The organism is Xanthomonas hortorum (assembly GCF_011305375.1).
Classification (GTDB): domain Bacteria; phylum Pseudomonadota; class Gammaproteobacteria; order Xanthomonadales; family Xanthomonadaceae; genus Xanthomonas; species Xanthomonas hortorum_E.
In genome coordinates this window covers 77,841-91,531 of record NZ_VCME01000008.1, presented here as the reverse complement: position 1 = coordinate 91,531, position 13,691 = coordinate 77,841, and the positions used below count along the sequence as shown (strand labels likewise).

At 65.0% G+C, this 13,691-nt stretch carries 14 protein-coding genes and 1 other RNA gene; 7 read left to right on the top strand and 8 right to left on the bottom strand.

The features are described 5' to 3' along the window. Positions 1-237: 237 nt before the first annotated feature. Positions 238-498 carry a hypothetical protein gene (locus FFY45_RS09990; protein ID WP_006452568.1) on the top strand — a complete coding sequence of 87 codons (261 nt, stop codon included), beginning with the start codon at positions 238-240 and terminating at the stop codon, positions 496-498. A gap of 102 nt (positions 499-600) precedes the next feature. Here FFY45_RS09990 and FFY45_RS09985 read toward each other — a convergent pair whose 3' ends face one another. From FFY45_RS09985 to FFY45_RS09965, 5 genes are all read right to left on the bottom strand, one after another. Then, positions 601-1,938, bottom strand: a complete 1,338-nt coding sequence (locus tag FFY45_RS09985; RefSeq protein ID WP_176340313.1) for a PQQ-dependent sugar dehydrogenase — start codon at positions 1,936-1,938, stop codon at positions 601-603. Positions 1,939-2,027: 89 nt separating this feature from the next. Then, entirely contained in the window at positions 2,028-2,336 is a 309-nt protein-coding gene (locus tag FFY45_RS09980) for a DUF3247 family protein (RefSeq protein ID WP_176340312.1), read from the bottom strand. Positions 2,337-2,461: 125 nt separating this feature from the next. Then, a complete protein-coding gene (locus FFY45_RS09975; RefSeq protein ID WP_176340311.1) occupies positions 2,462-4,495 on the bottom strand; it encodes an ATP-binding protein in 2,034 nt (677 codons plus the stop codon). A 107-nt stretch (positions 4,496-4,602) separates the two neighbouring features. Next, positions 4,603-4,893 carry a hypothetical protein gene (locus tag FFY45_RS09970; RefSeq protein ID WP_023902429.1) on the bottom strand — a complete coding sequence of 97 codons (291 nt, stop codon included), beginning with the start codon at positions 4,891-4,893 and terminating at the stop codon, positions 4,603-4,605. After that, complete coding sequence (locus tag FFY45_RS09965) at positions 4,880-5,326, bottom strand: hypothetical protein (protein WP_168957219.1); 447 nt, start codon at positions 5,324-5,326, stop codon at positions 4,880-4,882. Before FFY45_RS09965 ends, FFY45_RS09970 begins: the two co-directional genes overlap by 14 nt. 247 nt (positions 5,327-5,573) lie before the next feature. Between FFY45_RS09965 and FFY45_RS09960 the strand changes: the two genes are divergently transcribed. Further along, positions 5,574-6,149, top strand: a complete 576-nt coding sequence (locus tag FFY45_RS09960; protein ID WP_176340310.1) for a DUF3016 domain-containing protein — start codon at positions 5,574-5,576, stop codon at positions 6,147-6,149. Positions 6,150-6,298: 149 nt separating this feature from the next. On the opposite strand, the gene alr is transcribed toward FFY45_RS09960, so the two are convergent. After that, complete coding sequence (alr, locus tag FFY45_RS09955; protein WP_176340309.1) at positions 6,299-7,399, bottom strand: alanine racemase; 1,101 nt, start codon at positions 7,397-7,399, stop codon at positions 6,299-6,301. Beyond that, positions 7,399-8,688 (bottom strand): D-amino acid dehydrogenase, encoded by a 1,290-nt coding sequence (locus tag FFY45_RS09950; protein WP_168957221.1) that lies wholly within the window; start codon positions 8,686-8,688, stop codon positions 7,399-7,401. Before FFY45_RS09950 ends, alr begins: the two co-directional genes overlap by 1 nt. 149 nt (positions 8,689-8,837) lie before the next feature. On the opposite strand from FFY45_RS09950, the gene FFY45_RS09945 reads away from it, so the two are divergent. Beyond that, the gene (locus FFY45_RS09945) at positions 8,838-9,317 is read left to right on the top strand and encodes an Lrp/AsnC ligand binding domain-containing protein (RefSeq protein WP_023902425.1); all 480 of its coding nucleotides are present in this window, start codon (positions 8,838-8,840) and stop codon (positions 9,315-9,317) included. 106 nt (positions 9,318-9,423) lie between these two features. Here the strand turns inward: FFY45_RS09945 and FFY45_RS09940 are convergent, their stop codons facing one another. Continuing rightward, positions 9,424-9,855: a hypothetical protein gene (locus FFY45_RS09940; protein ID WP_176340308.1), complete on the bottom strand. Its 432-nt coding sequence runs from the start codon at positions 9,853-9,855 to the stop codon at positions 9,424-9,426. Between the two features lie 378 nt (positions 9,856-10,233). On the opposite strand from FFY45_RS09940, the gene msrB reads away from it, so the two are divergent. The 4 genes from msrB (at position 10,234) to motB (ending at position 13,375) form a co-directional block, all read left to right on the top strand. Continuing rightward, entirely contained in the window at positions 10,234-10,698 is a 465-nt protein-coding gene (gene msrB / locus FFY45_RS09935) for a peptide-methionine (R)-S-oxide reductase MsrB (RefSeq protein WP_176340307.1), read from the top strand. A gap of 100 nt (positions 10,699-10,798) precedes the next feature. Further along, positions 10,799-10,870: non-coding RNA, sX9 sRNA (locus FFY45_RS09930), on the top strand. Between the two features lie 428 nt (positions 10,871-11,298). Continuing rightward, positions 11,299-12,153 (top strand): flagellar motor stator protein MotA, encoded by an 855-nt coding sequence (gene motA, locus FFY45_RS09925; protein ID WP_006452580.1) that lies wholly within the window; start codon positions 11,299-11,301, stop codon positions 12,151-12,153. Between the two features lie 10 nt (positions 12,154-12,163). Next, positions 12,164-13,375, top strand: coding sequence for a flagellar motor protein MotB (motB, locus tag FFY45_RS09920; protein ID WP_176340306.1), 1,212 nt, complete (start codon positions 12,164-12,166; stop codon positions 13,373-13,375). The last annotated feature ends 316 nt before the right edge of the window (positions 13,376-13,691 follow it).

The window sequence follows — 13,691 nt, the reverse complement described above, 5'->3', positions numbered from 1 at the left end:
CGCGATGGTGGCCGGGCAAGGGCCCTGCAGCAAACCCGCAGATCAGCCGCTCTGCAGTGAAGGCCAAATCCTCCGCTTTGCAATCGACCAACGTGAAATAGTTCTGTCAGCCACTCCAAGCCGATTCCAATTGCGTGACCTGGCTACGGCATGCCTTCCAATGTCTATACGGACTATTGATGCGTACGCAACATCTGCACGCCTAGGCTGAAAACACGCCCACACCGGAGAGACGCGATGCGAGCCTTGTTCGTAGGTGGAGTTGTCGACAACAGCGAAATGGATCTGGACGACACCCCGCCACCGATGCATTACCCCGAAAACACCGGCGCCGGCCGGCCGCGTTATCGCCTGCATCAGGTGGGCGAACGCGACGATGGCAGCTTGGCCTATGCGGTCTATGGCGCACCGGAAATGGCCGACGATGACATCAGCCGGATCACCGAGGAGCGTGGCTACGCGCGTCGCTTCAGTGCGTCTCCGGAGGCGCCGCGCTAATTGCGCTTAAGCGACCTGATTGTGTTTGAGTGAGAACGCGCATGAAAAAACCGGGCCTGAGCCCGGTTTTTTTGTTTGAACGCCTGGATCAGCGCATTGGGATCAGCGTGCCTTCGGAGTCACGCGCCAGATCACATTGCCCACATCGTCGGCCACCAGCAGCGCGCCGCTATTGTCGGGCGCCACGCCGACCGGACGGCCCTGTGCATTGCCTTCGGCGTCGAGAAAACCGTCCAGCACGGTGATCGGCGTGCCGCTGGGCTTGCCGTCGACGAACGGCACGAACAGCACCTTGTAACCGCTGGGCGGATCGCGGTTCCACGAGCCATGCTGGCCGATGAACGCGCCTTGGCGGAAGCGCTCGGGGAGCAACGTACCGCTGGCGAAGGCCAGACCGAGCGAGGCGGTATGCGGCCCGAGTGCGTAATCGGGCTTGATCGCCTTGGCCACCAGTTCGGCATTCTGCGGCTTGACCCGCTCGTCCACGTGCTGGCCGTAATAGCTGTAAGGCCAGCCGTAAAAGCCGCCATCGCGCACCGAGGTCAGATAATCAGGCACCAGATCGCTGCCGATTTCATCGCGCTCGTTCACCACCACCCACAGCGATTTGCTCTGCGGCTCCCACGCGGTGCCGACCGGATTGCGTAGCCCGCTGGCGAACACGCGGCTGCTGCCGGTGGCCGGGTCGATCTCCAGAATCGCCGCGCGGTTGAGCTCGGCTTCCATGCCGTTTTCGGCCACATTGCTGTTGGAGCCCACACCTACGTACAACTTGCTGCCATCGGCGCTGGCCAGCAGCGACTTGGTCCAATGGTGATTCAGACCGCCAGGCAGATTGGCCACGAAGGTCGGCTTGGCGGTGATATGCGTATCGCCGGCCTTGTACGGAAAGCTCACCAGCGCATCGGCATTGGCGACATAGAACCGATCGCCAACCAAGGCCATGCCGAACGGCGAAAACAGGCCGCTGACAAACTGCGTGCGCACCTCGGCCACACCGTCGCCATCAACGTCGCGCAGCAGCGTGATGCGATTGGCGCTGGGCACCACGGCGCCGGCCTTGCTCATCATCGCGCCCTGCACTTTCTTGCGAATCCCGCCGCCACCTTCGGCATCGTCCGGCTTGGGCGGCTCTGCAGTTTCGGCCACCAGCACATCGCCGTTCGGCAGCACATAGACCCAACGTGGGTGGTCGAGATCGCGTGCGAACGCGGCGACCTGCAGATCGTCGGCAGCGATCGGCTTGGCGTTCTCGGTCCAACGTTTGACCGGCGCCACCTTGACGGTGGGGATCAGGCGTTTGACCGGCTCGGGCAATTGCGGGTTGGGTCCGGTTCCCTGTTCGATGGCAAGCGTGGCGGTATCGCCGCAGGCGGCGAGAACGGCGACAGTCAGTAACGACAGCGGCCAACGAGCGAGCTTCAACGAGGGTGCATTCATTGCGGGGGCAATCCTGAACAGTTGCGACAATCGGCCATCATGCCGTCAACACCACGTTGAGAAGTAAACACATCGTCAATGCAGGCGTGTCAGGGCGCAGGTTGCGGAGCGATGCCCACTGGTAGCGGGTGCACCGCCACGATGCGATCCATCCAGATCCATTGCGGTTCCTGCGCTGCATCCAGGTGATCCAGACGCAACTGGCCGTTGATGCCTTCGCGCTGCTGAGCATCGAGATAGGTCTGGATGGTGGGGCGTACGGCAACCGTGCCGCTGATGGTGCTGCCATCGTCCAGTTCGATCTGCACACGCTCCTGACCACCGAGCAGCGACACCCAGTGTTCGAGCGTTGCGATCTGTACCTGTTCCGAATAAACGTGCGGGGCATATTTGGACATCGTGGCATCTCCGAAGAAGAAGTTGCCACGCTAGGCCACTGGCTGTGAAAGACGCACAAAACAGCGTCTTGCTTATGCAATCGCCTGGCTACACATGATCGCGCGACGTGGATGCCGCGCGTGGATCACTCCACCGATTCGCGCGCCGCGCGCACAGCGGTGACAAGTTGCGCAACGCTGTAGGGCTTGGCCAGATGCTCCTGAAAACCGGAGTCCAGCGCGCGCTTGCGATCGTCGTCGCGTGCCAGTGCGGTCACTGCCACCGCCGGCAATGCACTGGCATCCAGCCCCAGGTTTTCACGCACGGTGCGGATCAGTCCGTAGCCATCCATGCCCGGCATGCCGATGTCGGTGAGCATCAGATCGAAGCGTGCGTAACCGCGATGATCGATCAGCGCCAGTGCATCGGTGGCGCTGCCGGCGGTGACCACTTCGGCGCCCTGCTCTTCCAGCAGGCGGCGCAGGTAATCGAGCATGTCCGGCTGATCTTCCACTGCCAGCAGACGCAGGCCATTGAGCGCACGTGCTTCGATGATCTGCTCGGACATCAGCCGCCGACGCAGTTCGCGCCGCGGCCGCCTGGCCTGATCGGGAATGTGCTCGGGCAGGCGCACGGTAAACGTGGCGCCCTTGCCGCGCCCGCCACTGGTGGCGCCCACCTGGCCGCCATGCATTTCCACCAATTGCTGCACGATCGCCAGGCCCAGGCCCAGACCGCCGTGCTGGCGCGTGGTGGTACCGTCTGCCTGGCGGAAGCGCCCGAACAGATGCGGCAGGAATTCGGCGGCGATGCCGTCGCCGGAGTCGCGTACCGACACCAGCAGATGGCCGTCGTCGCGCTCGATGGTGACGTCGATGCGGCCGTGTGCCGGCGTGAACTTGATCGCGTTGGAGAGCAGATTCCACAACACCTGCTGCAGCCGCGTGGCATCGCCGAGTACCAGGCACGGGGTGTCCGGCACGTGCACCTCCAGGACCTGGTCCTTGCCTTCGGCAGCCAGTTCCTGGGTAGTCAGCGCTTCGTGCACCTGCTCTGCCAGATCCAGCGATTCGACCTCCAGCTGCACCTTGCCCAGCAGCATGCTGCTGAGATCGAGCATGTCCGAGATCAGCCGTTTTTGCGCGCGTGCGCTGCTGGCGATCACCGACAGGCCCTTGTAAGTGGGTTGGCCTTCTTCGACCCGCTGCAGCAGCAGTTCGCTCCAGCCCAGAATCGTGGTCAATGGCGTACGCAATTCGTGCGACAGCGTGGCCAGGAACTCGTCCTTGAACCGCGCCATGCTCTCGGCCTCGTTGCGCGCAGTGCGCTCGGACTCGAGCAATTGTTCGCGCGCCAATTCGATTTCGCGCTGCTCGGTGACATCCGGACTGCTACCGGCAAGACCGATAAAGCGCCCATCGGCCGAATACCGCGGCGTGGCGGCCATTTCGATCCAGCGCCACTGGCCATCGTGGCGGCGCGCACGTACCAGCGCATGCAACGCGCGCTGTTCTTCCAGGGAGGCGGCCAGTTCGAACTGGAAGATCGACAGATCGTCCGGATGCAGCAATTCGCTCCACGCCGAGACCGTGCCGCTGGAAATATCGATGCCGAAAAATTCGCCGTAAGCGCTGTTGACGAAACGCACTACGCCTTGTGCGTCCAGCACCCAGACCGGCATCGGCAAGCCATCGGCCAGTGCGCTGAAGCGCGCCTCGCTCTCGGCCAGCTCGCGCTCGACGCGCTTGCGTTCGGTGATGTCCATGAACAGCACCGCCACCCGCGCCTGCTCCGGTTGCCCGACCCGGAACGCATCCACCGAATACCAGCGCCGCAACGCCTTGGCCTGCATTTCGAAATGGATACGGTTGCCGGTGCGGGCAACGTGCCCGTAGCGGTCGAACCATTCCTGCTCATGCTCGGCGAGCATGCCGCGTACGGAGACATTCACCGCATTGGTCAGACCGGTGTAGCGCTCGAATGCGCCATTGGTCGAGCGAATGACGTAATCGACAGCTTTGTCGCCATCGAACACCATGTCGATGACGCAGAACCCCGCATCCACGTTATGGAAGATCTCGTGGTACATCGCAGGATCCAGGAACGGCTCGGCGATGGCGGCAGGCAGGCCGGCGGCCAATTCAGGGCTGGGACTGGAAGTGCTCAAATCGGGGTCCACGGGTGATGCCGATGCGGATGACGGGCAGATGAAAACACGCCCGATGTCGTCAGCGGGTGCACGGGCAACTGACCGGATTCACGATTCACCCACAATCCCGAATCGCCTCACCACAGCAAGGCCGCAGACAGCGCGATAGCGGCGGCCAGCAACACGATGCCGGCAATCACGCCGCGCAAGACCCATTGCCCTTCGCGCCGCAACTGCTCATCCATCCAGCGTTGGGCTTCTTCGCGCCAGGCGGTCGAGCGCGCATGGTCGGCATCCAGCAACAGCAAACGCACGCGCGACAGTCCGAGCTCGGCGCATTCGCTGCGACAGCGCAGGCTGAAACCGTCCACGCCGCTCGCGACCTGGGCGTCGAGCGGCAGCTGCAATTCGAGTTCAGGCCTGGACATAACGGGGACGCTCCTGATCCAGCTCGTGTTCCAGCGCCATGCGCGCCAGTTGGGTGTAATTGGCACGCGGGCCCTGGCCGCGACCGGTGAGCATTCCCTGGTAATCCAGATCCTGCCAGACCCGCCCGGTCCACTCGACGCAATCCTCGGCGATGACCAGCATCAACGAGTAACGGTAATCGAGCCCATTGGCCGAGGTGTAGGCATAAACCGGCGGGAACTGCACCGCCACATCACCCTGCCGCGCCAACGCAGCCAGATGCTCACGCAGTGCATCCCGTGGGTCGGCACCCGGCTCCAGACGCATCCCGCGGGTTGCCAGATCCAGATCGACATCGCTTTGCAACGCGACAAACGCGGCGGCACCGGTGGACGGGTTGTGGCCATGCTGCTTTGCCCAGTCGATGAACTGCAGGCGCACGTCCGACGGCATGTGTGCCGGCGCCGAGGAAGCTGACTTTGTGCGGAAAGAGTGGGTGTCCATGCTGGCGATCATCCGGTCCGCGCCGTGAAGCGCGGGCGCAGGCGCAGTGAACCCGCCGTCATGGCGGCGCGGTCGTGGATTAACCGCGCGCAACACCGATGCATGCCCGGTTGCTGGTGCGTTGCGGGCGATCCAGCACACCCCCACACTGCTAGAACACCCGGTACGCCATGTACCTTCCGCTTGGAGACTTTCCATGAAACGTTCCAGCCTTTACGGCGCCAGCCTGCTGCTGGCAGGACTGCTCGCGGCGACCGGTGTGCAGGCCCGCGTGCGTAATGTCACCGACCCTCAAGCGCCACGCGCGCTGAGCAGCGAAGGAAACGTGGATGTGCGTTGGACCGACCCGGCGCAGTTTGCCGAGATGCGCTTCAGCGGCAACCGCTGGGAGGCGCAGCGCGGCGATTGGGTGACCCAACTGGCGACCCATTTCCAGCAAAGTGCCGCCCGCCGGCTTCCCGACGGCCAACACCTGAGCGTGACCATCACCGACATCCGCCGCGCCGGCCAGTACGAGCCCTGGCACGGCCCGCGCATGCAGGACGTGCGCATCGTCAAGGACATCTACCCGCCGCGCCTGAGCTTCAGCTACACGCTGACCGGCGCCAATGGCGAGGTGATCGATCAGGGCGAGCGCAAGCTGGTGGATTCGGCATTTCTGATGAGCGGCCCGCGCCTGACCGACAGCGACCCGTTGCGCTTCGAAAAAGCCATGATCGACGACTGGGTGCGCAAGCAGTTCCGTAGCGATCGGAGTACGGCCGGGGTGTGAGCTCCGCTTGAGCCCCTCTCCTGCGGGAGAGGGGTTGGGGTGAGGGTACGGGGGCGAAGCCCTCGTGTTGTTCCGACTGCACGAGGCTTCGCTCGTACCCTCATCCGGCGCTGCGCGCCACCTTCTCCCGATGGGAGAAGGGATGCAACTTACCGGGTCACTTCATCGCCTACTGTCGCCTCACCCACATACGTCCGCGGCACGCGCTTGAGTCCACACAGCAGCTGATACGCGCTGACATTGCACTGCGTGGCCAACGGGGCGACGCGCGGCGCATTGCCCCACAGCTGCACTGGCGCGCCAATCTCCGCCTGCGGATGCTCGGTGAGATCCAAGGTGAGCATGTCCATCGAGACGCGACCGATCAACGGACAGACCTGCCCGTCCACCAGCACCGGGGTGCCATTGGGTGCGAACTGCGGATAGCCGTCGGCATACCCCATCGCCACCACGCCCACGCGTGTGGGCCGTTGCGCAACGAAGCGGGCGCCGTAGCCCACCGGCTCGCCGGCCGGCAGCTCGCGCACGCTGATGATGCGCGAACGCAGCGTCATCACCGGGCGCAGTTGCGCAGTGCTCTCGGTCTCCTGCGGGAACGGGTTTGCGCCGTACAGCATCAGCCCGGGGCGCGACCAATCGTTGCGCAGCGCCGGCCAGCCGAGCAGGCCGGGCGAATTGCGCAGACTGGTTTCCGCGCGCATGCCGCCTGCGGTGAGCGCGAAGGCCACCGCCTGTTCGTCGGTGCGGCTGCAGTCCAGTTCATCGGCGCGCGCCAGGTGGGTCATCAGCACCAGCGAGGCAATCTGCGGCAGCCCGCGCAAACGCAACCACGCGGCGCGAAAATCTTCCGGCGACAGGCCCAGCCGATGCATGCCGCTGTCCAGCTTCAACCACACCCGTAACGGGCGTGGGCTCTGAAAGTCGGCCAGCGCGCGCACCTGCTGCGTGGTGGCTGCCACCGTCCACAGATCGTGCTCGGCGATCAGGCGCAGTTCGTCGTGTTCGAAAAAACCTTCCAGCAGCAAAATCGGCGCGCGGATACCGGCCTGGCGCAGTTCCAGGGCCTCTTCGATGCAGGCCACCGCAAAGCCGTCGGCTTCCGGCTCCAACGCCTGCGCGCAGCGCACCGCGCCATGCCCGTAAGCATCGGCCTTGACCACCGCCAGGGCCTTGCTGCCGCCCAGGCGCTTGGCCAGGCGGTAGTTGTGACGCAATGCATCCAGATCGATCAACGCTTGCGCAGGACGCACTACGCGGCCTCCTGCTGCGCGCGGGCGCTGCGTGGCGAGAGGTAACGGAACACATCCAGGCCTTCGGTATCGATGTCCGGGCTGCGGCCCTGCATCAGGTCGGCCAGATAGCGGCCCGAGCCGCAGGCCATGGTCCAGCCCAGGGTGCCGTGGCCGGTGTTGAGGAACAGGTTGGAATACGGCGTGGCACCGACCACCGGGGTGCCATCGGGCGTGGCCGGGCGCAGGCCGGTCCAGAACTCGGCCCTGGCCAGATCGCCGCCGCCCGGGAACAGGTCGTTGACCACCATTTCCAGGGTGGCGCGGCGGCGCGGATTCAACGACAGATCGAACCCGGCCACCTCGGCCATGCCGCCGACGCGGATGCGCTCGTCGAAGCGGGTGATGGCGATCTTGTAGCTCTCGTCCAGCACCGTGGAGGTTGGCGCGCGCTGCGCGTCGACAATCGGGATGGTCAGCGAATAGCCCTTGAGCGGGTACACCGGCAGATGCATGCCGAGCGAGAGCAGCAGGTCGGCCGAATAGCTGCCCAGTGCCAGCACGTAGCGGTCGGCGGTTTCGAGACGGCCATCGATCTGCACGCCGGTGACGGTGCGGCCGTCGTGCTGCAGATGCTCGATCTGCTGCCCGTAGCGGAATTGCACACCGGACTGCGCGGCCAGCGCAGCCAGGCGCTGGGTGAACAGCCGACAGTCGCCGGTCTGGTCTTCGGGCAGGCGCAAGGCACCGGCCATCTGCGCGCCGCCGCCGGCCAGGCCGGGTTCGAACTGGGCGATCTGCGCGGGTGTCAGCAATTCGTACGGCACGCCGTACTGGGCCAGCACTTCGATGTCCTGCGCGGCGGCGTCCAGCTGTTGCTGGGTGCGGAACAACTGGGTGGTGCCGAGCTGGCGGCCTTCGAATTCCAGCCCGGTGCTGGCGCGCAGTTCATTGAGGCAATCGCGGCTGTAGTCGGACATGCGCACCATGCGTGCCTTGTTCACCGCATAGCGCTCGGCGGTGCAGTTGCGCAGCATCTGGGTCAGCCAGGCCAGCTGGCGCAGATCGCGGGTGGGCCGGATCGACAACGGCGCGTGCTGGGCGAACAACCACTTCATCGCCTTGCCCGGCACGCCGGGGGCGGCCCAGGGCGAGGTGTAGCCGAACGACAGCTGGCCGGCGTTGCCGTAGCTGGTTTCCAGCGCCGAGGCCGGCTGGCGGTCCACCACGGTGACCTCGCAGCCGGACTGCGCCAGATACCAGGCGGTGGTGGTGCCGATGACGCCGCTACCGAGAATGAGCACCCGCATGTCGTTCTCCTGGAAAGGGTATTCCCCCACAACCAAGCGCCGAGGGAGACAGTTAGACGCAGTATATTGCGAGCCAGGCAGTGCCGTTTCTGGAATCGGCGCTACTTCGCAGTGAAATTTCCTGCCAAATCTGTAGGGAGACAGACCCCATGGCCACCCGTGTGCGCGAGCTGGACAAGATCGACCGCAAGATTCTGCGCATCCTGCAGCAGGAGGGGCGGATTTCCTTTACCGACCTGGGCGAACGGGTGGGCTTGTCCACCACGCCCTGCACCGAGCGCGTACGCCGGCTGGAGCGCGATGGCGCCATCACCGGCTACTACGCGCGGCTGGACCCGCACATGCTCAAGGCCAGCCTGCTGGTATTCGTGGAGATCAGCCTGGCCTACAAGTCCGGCGACATCTTCGAAGAGTTCCGCCGCGCCGCGCTCAAGCTGCCCAACGTGCTGGAATGCCATCTGGTCTCGGGCGATTTCGATTATCTGCTCAAGGCGCGCATCAGCGAGATGGCGTCCTATCGCAAGCTGCTCGGCAGCACCTTGTTGACCTTGCCGCATGTACGCGAGTCCAAGAGCTACATCGTGATGGAAGAGGTCAAGGAAACCCTGGCGTTGCCGATTGCCGATTGAGGCAGGGATTGGGGATTCGTGGTCGGCGACGCAGCGAAGCTTGGGACGGCGCTTGGATGGAGACCGATCTGATTGCTGCGGATCAGACATCGACTGATGCCGGATCTCAGCGCACCACGCGCATGCCGTCGCCGGCCGGAACCGCGTCGTAATAACGACCGGTCTTGGTATCCAGCACCCGGTTGGCGCCGGCCGGCTGCATGCCTTGCAGCAGGCGGCCATTGCGGTCGTAGACCATCGGCGCGCTGGCAGGCAGCACCTGGCTACCGGCCGGGGCCACTGGTGTCTGTGCCGGGCCACGGGTGGGGATGGTCGGCGCGGACGGGCGCTGACCGAGCTGAGACGGCACCGGACTGGTGCCTGGCGCTGGTTGCGCTGCGCGCGGCGCGGTCATCGTGGGCTGCGCAGGCGTCGGCGTAGTGATCGGCTGCAAGGTGTTGGATGAGCGCGTGGTAGTGGCCGATTGCGCCAGCGCCGCGCCTGCAATCGCCAGCAGGCCGCACAGCAGCAGGCCGCGCGTTGAAGAATGGATCGCCATGACGGGCACCGTGATTGATTGGGCAGTATTGACTGGGTGGGGGCGCCGGTGTGCTGCAGCAATGCACGGGATCGGCTGTGGGATGAACGCGTTCGCGAGATGAGTGCAGCGCGAAGAGTCCCTTCTCCCATCGGGAGAAGGTGGCGCGCAGCGCCGGATGAGGGTGCGAGCGAAGCCTAGCAGTGCCCACCGCGCAGCGGCTTCGCCCCGTACCCTCACCCCAACCCCTCTCCCGGAGGGAGAGGGGCTGACTCTCGTCACCGGTGGCGCGTAGCGCGGGAGAAGGGCTTCGAGCACTTAGGTTGAACGCAGCCTGCTGCGCCCACATCACTAAGGGCAGACGCGGCACCCTGCCAGCGCGCGCATGCGAGAGCCCTCATGAGCCAGTTCGATCTGACACCGCCCTCCCCCACCCAGCGCGATGCCCTGATCGCCGGGCTCAGCGACGAGGAGCAGCGCGTGCTGCTGCAGCACGGCACCGAGGCGCCGTTCTGCGGGGTGTTCCTGGACAACAAGCTGGAGGGCGTCTACACCTGCCGCCTGTGCGGATTGCCGCTGTTCCGTTCCAGCGCGAAGTTCGAATCCGGCACCGGCTGGCCGAGCTTCTTCGCCCCGTACGATGCGGCGCATGTGCGCGAAATCCGCGACATCAGCTACGGCATGATCCGCACCGAGATCGTCTGCGCACGCTGCGACAGCCACCTCGGCCATGTGTTCCCCGACGGCCCGCCGCCGACCGGCGAACGGCATTGCCTCAACTCGGTCTCGCTGGGCTTCACCGAAGATGGCCACGCACTGCCGAACCCGCTGCAACGCGACGGTGCCGAGGCGCAACCGGCCTGACCTGGCGAGGCCGCCCAGAAAGCAGTGGCGACCCACTCAGAGCGACTCACAGAACTACAGCGCAATCGTCAGGCGGGCGCGCCCGGCGCTCGGAATCGGCATGCACGGTTCATTTCGGTTCCTGTGCGCCTTCCGCACCCACCTGACGGCCGCTCGCTACGTTCTGTTATCCGCTCTTACTGCCCACACCATTGCTCGCTGTAGTGCTAGAAACTGCCACGACAATGACGCTCGACGCTCGGCGGCGGGTCATCCGGGACGTGGTGCAGACGCTGAAGTTGCTGCCGAGCGCAACCTGCGCATCAAGTCCGCCGATGCTGGTGCCACCGCCAATGCAGAGGCCGCTTGCTGCAATGCGCTGTCTCGACGCACACAGCAGTCGATGCAAATCGCAATCTCAACCAGGCAGACCTTGTCATCACAAGCCCCACTGTGGTGAACGCCTTGCCGCAGTAAGCGCGATGCCGCTGATCGCCATATGTGAAGCCGTCATCGCACCACCCGATCGTTCAGTTACAGCGCACACCTTCACGCCGTGCACTTCAAGAATCCGCCGCGCGCGCCGAAACAACAGCAACCCTGTTTGCTTTTGGCTGCGCCATGCTCATCATCATCGGCTTCATCGTCGTCATCGTCAGTGTCCTCGGCGGCTATGTGCTGTCGCACGGAAAGCTGGGCGCGTTGTGGCAGCCGTACGAGCTGTTGATCATCGGCGGCGCGGCGCTGGGCGCGTTCCTGGTGAGCACGCCGGGCAAGATCGTCAAGGAAACCTTCAGTAGTGTCCTGGGCGTGTTCAAGGGCCCGCAGTACAAGTCCGAGGACTACAAAGACACCCTGAGCCTGGTCTATGAACTGCTGAACAAGGCCCGCCGCGACGGCTTCATGGCCCTGGAAGATCACGTCGAAAAACCGCAGGACAGCACCATCTTCGGCAACTACCCCAAGGTGGTGGCCGACCATCACCTGCTGGACTTCATCACCGACTGCCTGCGCCTGATGATCGGCAGCAACATCGAGCCGCACGAGCTGGAGCCGCTGCTCGAACTGGAACTGGAAAAGCACCACCACGAGGCGATGGCGCCCTCGCATGCCTTGAGCAAGGTCTCCGACGGCCTGCCGGGCTTCGGCATCGTGGCCGCCGTGCTCGGCATCGTGATCACCATGGGCTCGATCGGTGGCCCGATCGAGGAGATCGGCCACCACGTCGGCGCCGCACTGGTCGGCACCTTCCTCGGCATCCTGCTGGCATACGGCTTCGTGGCGCCGTTGTCGGCGGCGATGGAAGCGCGTGCCGATCAGGACGGGCGCATCTACGAAGCGGTCAAGACCGCGCTGCTGGCTTGCCTGCGCGGCTACAACCCGAAGATTGCGCTGGAATTCGCGCGCAAGACGCTGCCCTCCAACGTGCGTCCGAGCTTTGCGGATTTCGAAACGCACCTGAAGACGATCAAGTAGGGCCGCAGTCATGGCCGAGGGCAAATCCACCGTCGTCATCCGACGGGTCAAGAAGGTGCAGGGCGGCGGCCATCATGGCGGCGCCTGGAAAGTGGCGTTTGCCGACTTCGTGACCGCGATGATGGCCTTCTTCCTGGTGCTGTGGCTGATGGCGGCCACCACCAAGGAGCAGCGCGCGGCGATCTCGGAATACTTCCGCAATCCCAGCCCGTTGTCGGGCAAATCGCCGGCGCCCTCGCCCGGCATGAACGGGCCGGGCGGCGCCAGCACCTCGATGATCAAGCTCGGCGGCACCGCCGACATGGCCAAGGGGCAGAAGGACGAAATGGGCCGCAAGCGCGACAACGCCGCGGACACCAACGAAGACAGCCGTGCCAAGGACAAGAAGCGCCTGGAAGCGCTGATGCAGGACCTGAAAGAGGCCATCGACAAGAGCCAGGCGCTGGAGCCGTTCAAGGACCAGTTGCTGCTCGACCTCACGCCCGACGGCCTGCGCATCCAGATCGTGGACAAGCAGAACCGCCCGATGTTCGACATCGGCCGCGATCAGCTCAAGCCGTACACGGTGGACATCCTGCGCGAGCTGTCCAGCTTCATCAATCAGGTGCCCAACCACATCAGCATCACCGGCCACACCGACACCACCGCCTACAGCAGCGATGCCGGTTACACCAACTGGGAACTCAGCGCCGACCGCGCCAATGCCGCGCGTCGTGCGCTGGTGGGCGGCGGCATGGCCGATGCCAAGGTCACCCGTGTGGTGGGCTTGTCCTCGTCGGTGCTGTTCGACAAGACCAACCCGCAGAATCCGATCAACCGCCGCATCAGCATCGTGGTGATGACCCAGGACGCCGAGCAGACTGCCCTGGCCGGCGCCGGCCAGGGCGTGGCGCTGGGCGAATCCACCCACGATGCCGACACGCATGTGCCGGATCTGAGTGCGGCGGCGACCACGGGGACTGCTTCGGTGGGGACACCGGCTGCGGCGCCGACGGCAGGACCTGCTGCGGGTGCGTCGGCAGGTGCTGGGGTGGCGGCAGTTGCGTCGACCGCAACCAACAAGCCGGCCGCGGCAGCGACCACGGCCACTGGCGCAGCGCCGGCTGCACCGCGCATCTCCACACGCACCCAGGTGGCCTCGGCTACCGCGCTGGTCAAGGCTGCCGAAGCCGCCGTGGCCGCGCCACGCACTACCGTCAGCGAGGCGGCAGAGCGGCGCTGACAGGCGTAGCCCGGCATCTGGCCAGCAGGTGTCAGGTCGGCTGCGGGCGGCGCGTCGTCTTTACATACCAGGCCTGACCAGCATCCGCGTCGCGCATCACCACAAGCCAGACGCCCCAGCGGTACTGAGAGCGAGCTGACAACAGCTATCCCGCAGTTGTTAGATCGCTGCGGACGGCGCGCCGTCTTGCATGCCGGTTCTGATCAGCATCCGCGTCGCCAGCCGTCCTGCATTCGATCCTGACCACGCTCCAGGCTGCCCGACGCTAAGCGCACTCACGGTGCCAACCGTCGCCGCAGATTGTCCAAAACACCGG

Bases quoted from the DNA above. Each gene is read 5' to 3' on its own strand.
- FFY45_RS09960 (WP_176340310.1), top strand. From the start codon at position 5,574: ATGAAACGTTCCAGCCTTTACGGCGCCAGCCTGCTGCTGGCAGGACTG.
- FFY45_RS09945 (WP_023902425.1), top strand. From the start codon at position 8,838: ATGGCCACCCGTGTGCGCGAGCTGGACAAGATCGACCGCAAGATTCTG.
- FFY45_RS09985 (WP_176340313.1), bottom strand. From the start codon at position 1,938: ATGAATGCACCCTCGTTGAAGCTCGCTCGTTGGCCGCTGTCGTTACTG.
- FFY45_RS09965 (WP_168957219.1), bottom strand. From the start codon at position 5,326: ATGCCGTCGGACGTGCGCCTGCAGTTCATCGACTGGGCAAAGCAGCAT.
- FFY45_RS09950 (WP_168957221.1), bottom strand. From the start codon at position 8,688: ATGCGGGTGCTCATTCTCGGTAGCGGCGTCATCGGCACCACCACCGCC.
- FFY45_RS09990 (WP_006452568.1), top strand. From the start codon at position 238: ATGCGAGCCTTGTTCGTAGGTGGAGTTGTCGACAACAGCGAAATGGAT.
- msrB (WP_176340307.1), top strand. From the start codon at position 10,234: ATGAGCCAGTTCGATCTGACACCGCCCTCCCCCACCCAGCGCGATGCC.
- FFY45_RS09940 (WP_176340308.1), bottom strand. From the start codon at position 9,855: ATGGCGATCCATTCTTCAACGCGCGGCCTGCTGCTGTGCGGCCTGCTG.
- FFY45_RS09980 (WP_176340312.1), bottom strand. From the start codon at position 2,336: ATGTCCAAATATGCCCCGCACGTTTATTCGGAACAGGTACAGATCGCA.
- FFY45_RS09970 (WP_023902429.1), bottom strand. From the start codon at position 4,893: ATGTCCAGGCCTGAACTCGAATTGCAGCTGCCGCTCGACGCCCAGGTC.
- motB (WP_176340306.1), top strand. From the start codon at position 12,164: ATGGCCGAGGGCAAATCCACCGTCGTCATCCGACGGGTCAAGAAGGTG.
- motA (WP_006452580.1), top strand. From the start codon at position 11,299: ATGCTCATCATCATCGGCTTCATCGTCGTCATCGTCAGTGTCCTCGGC.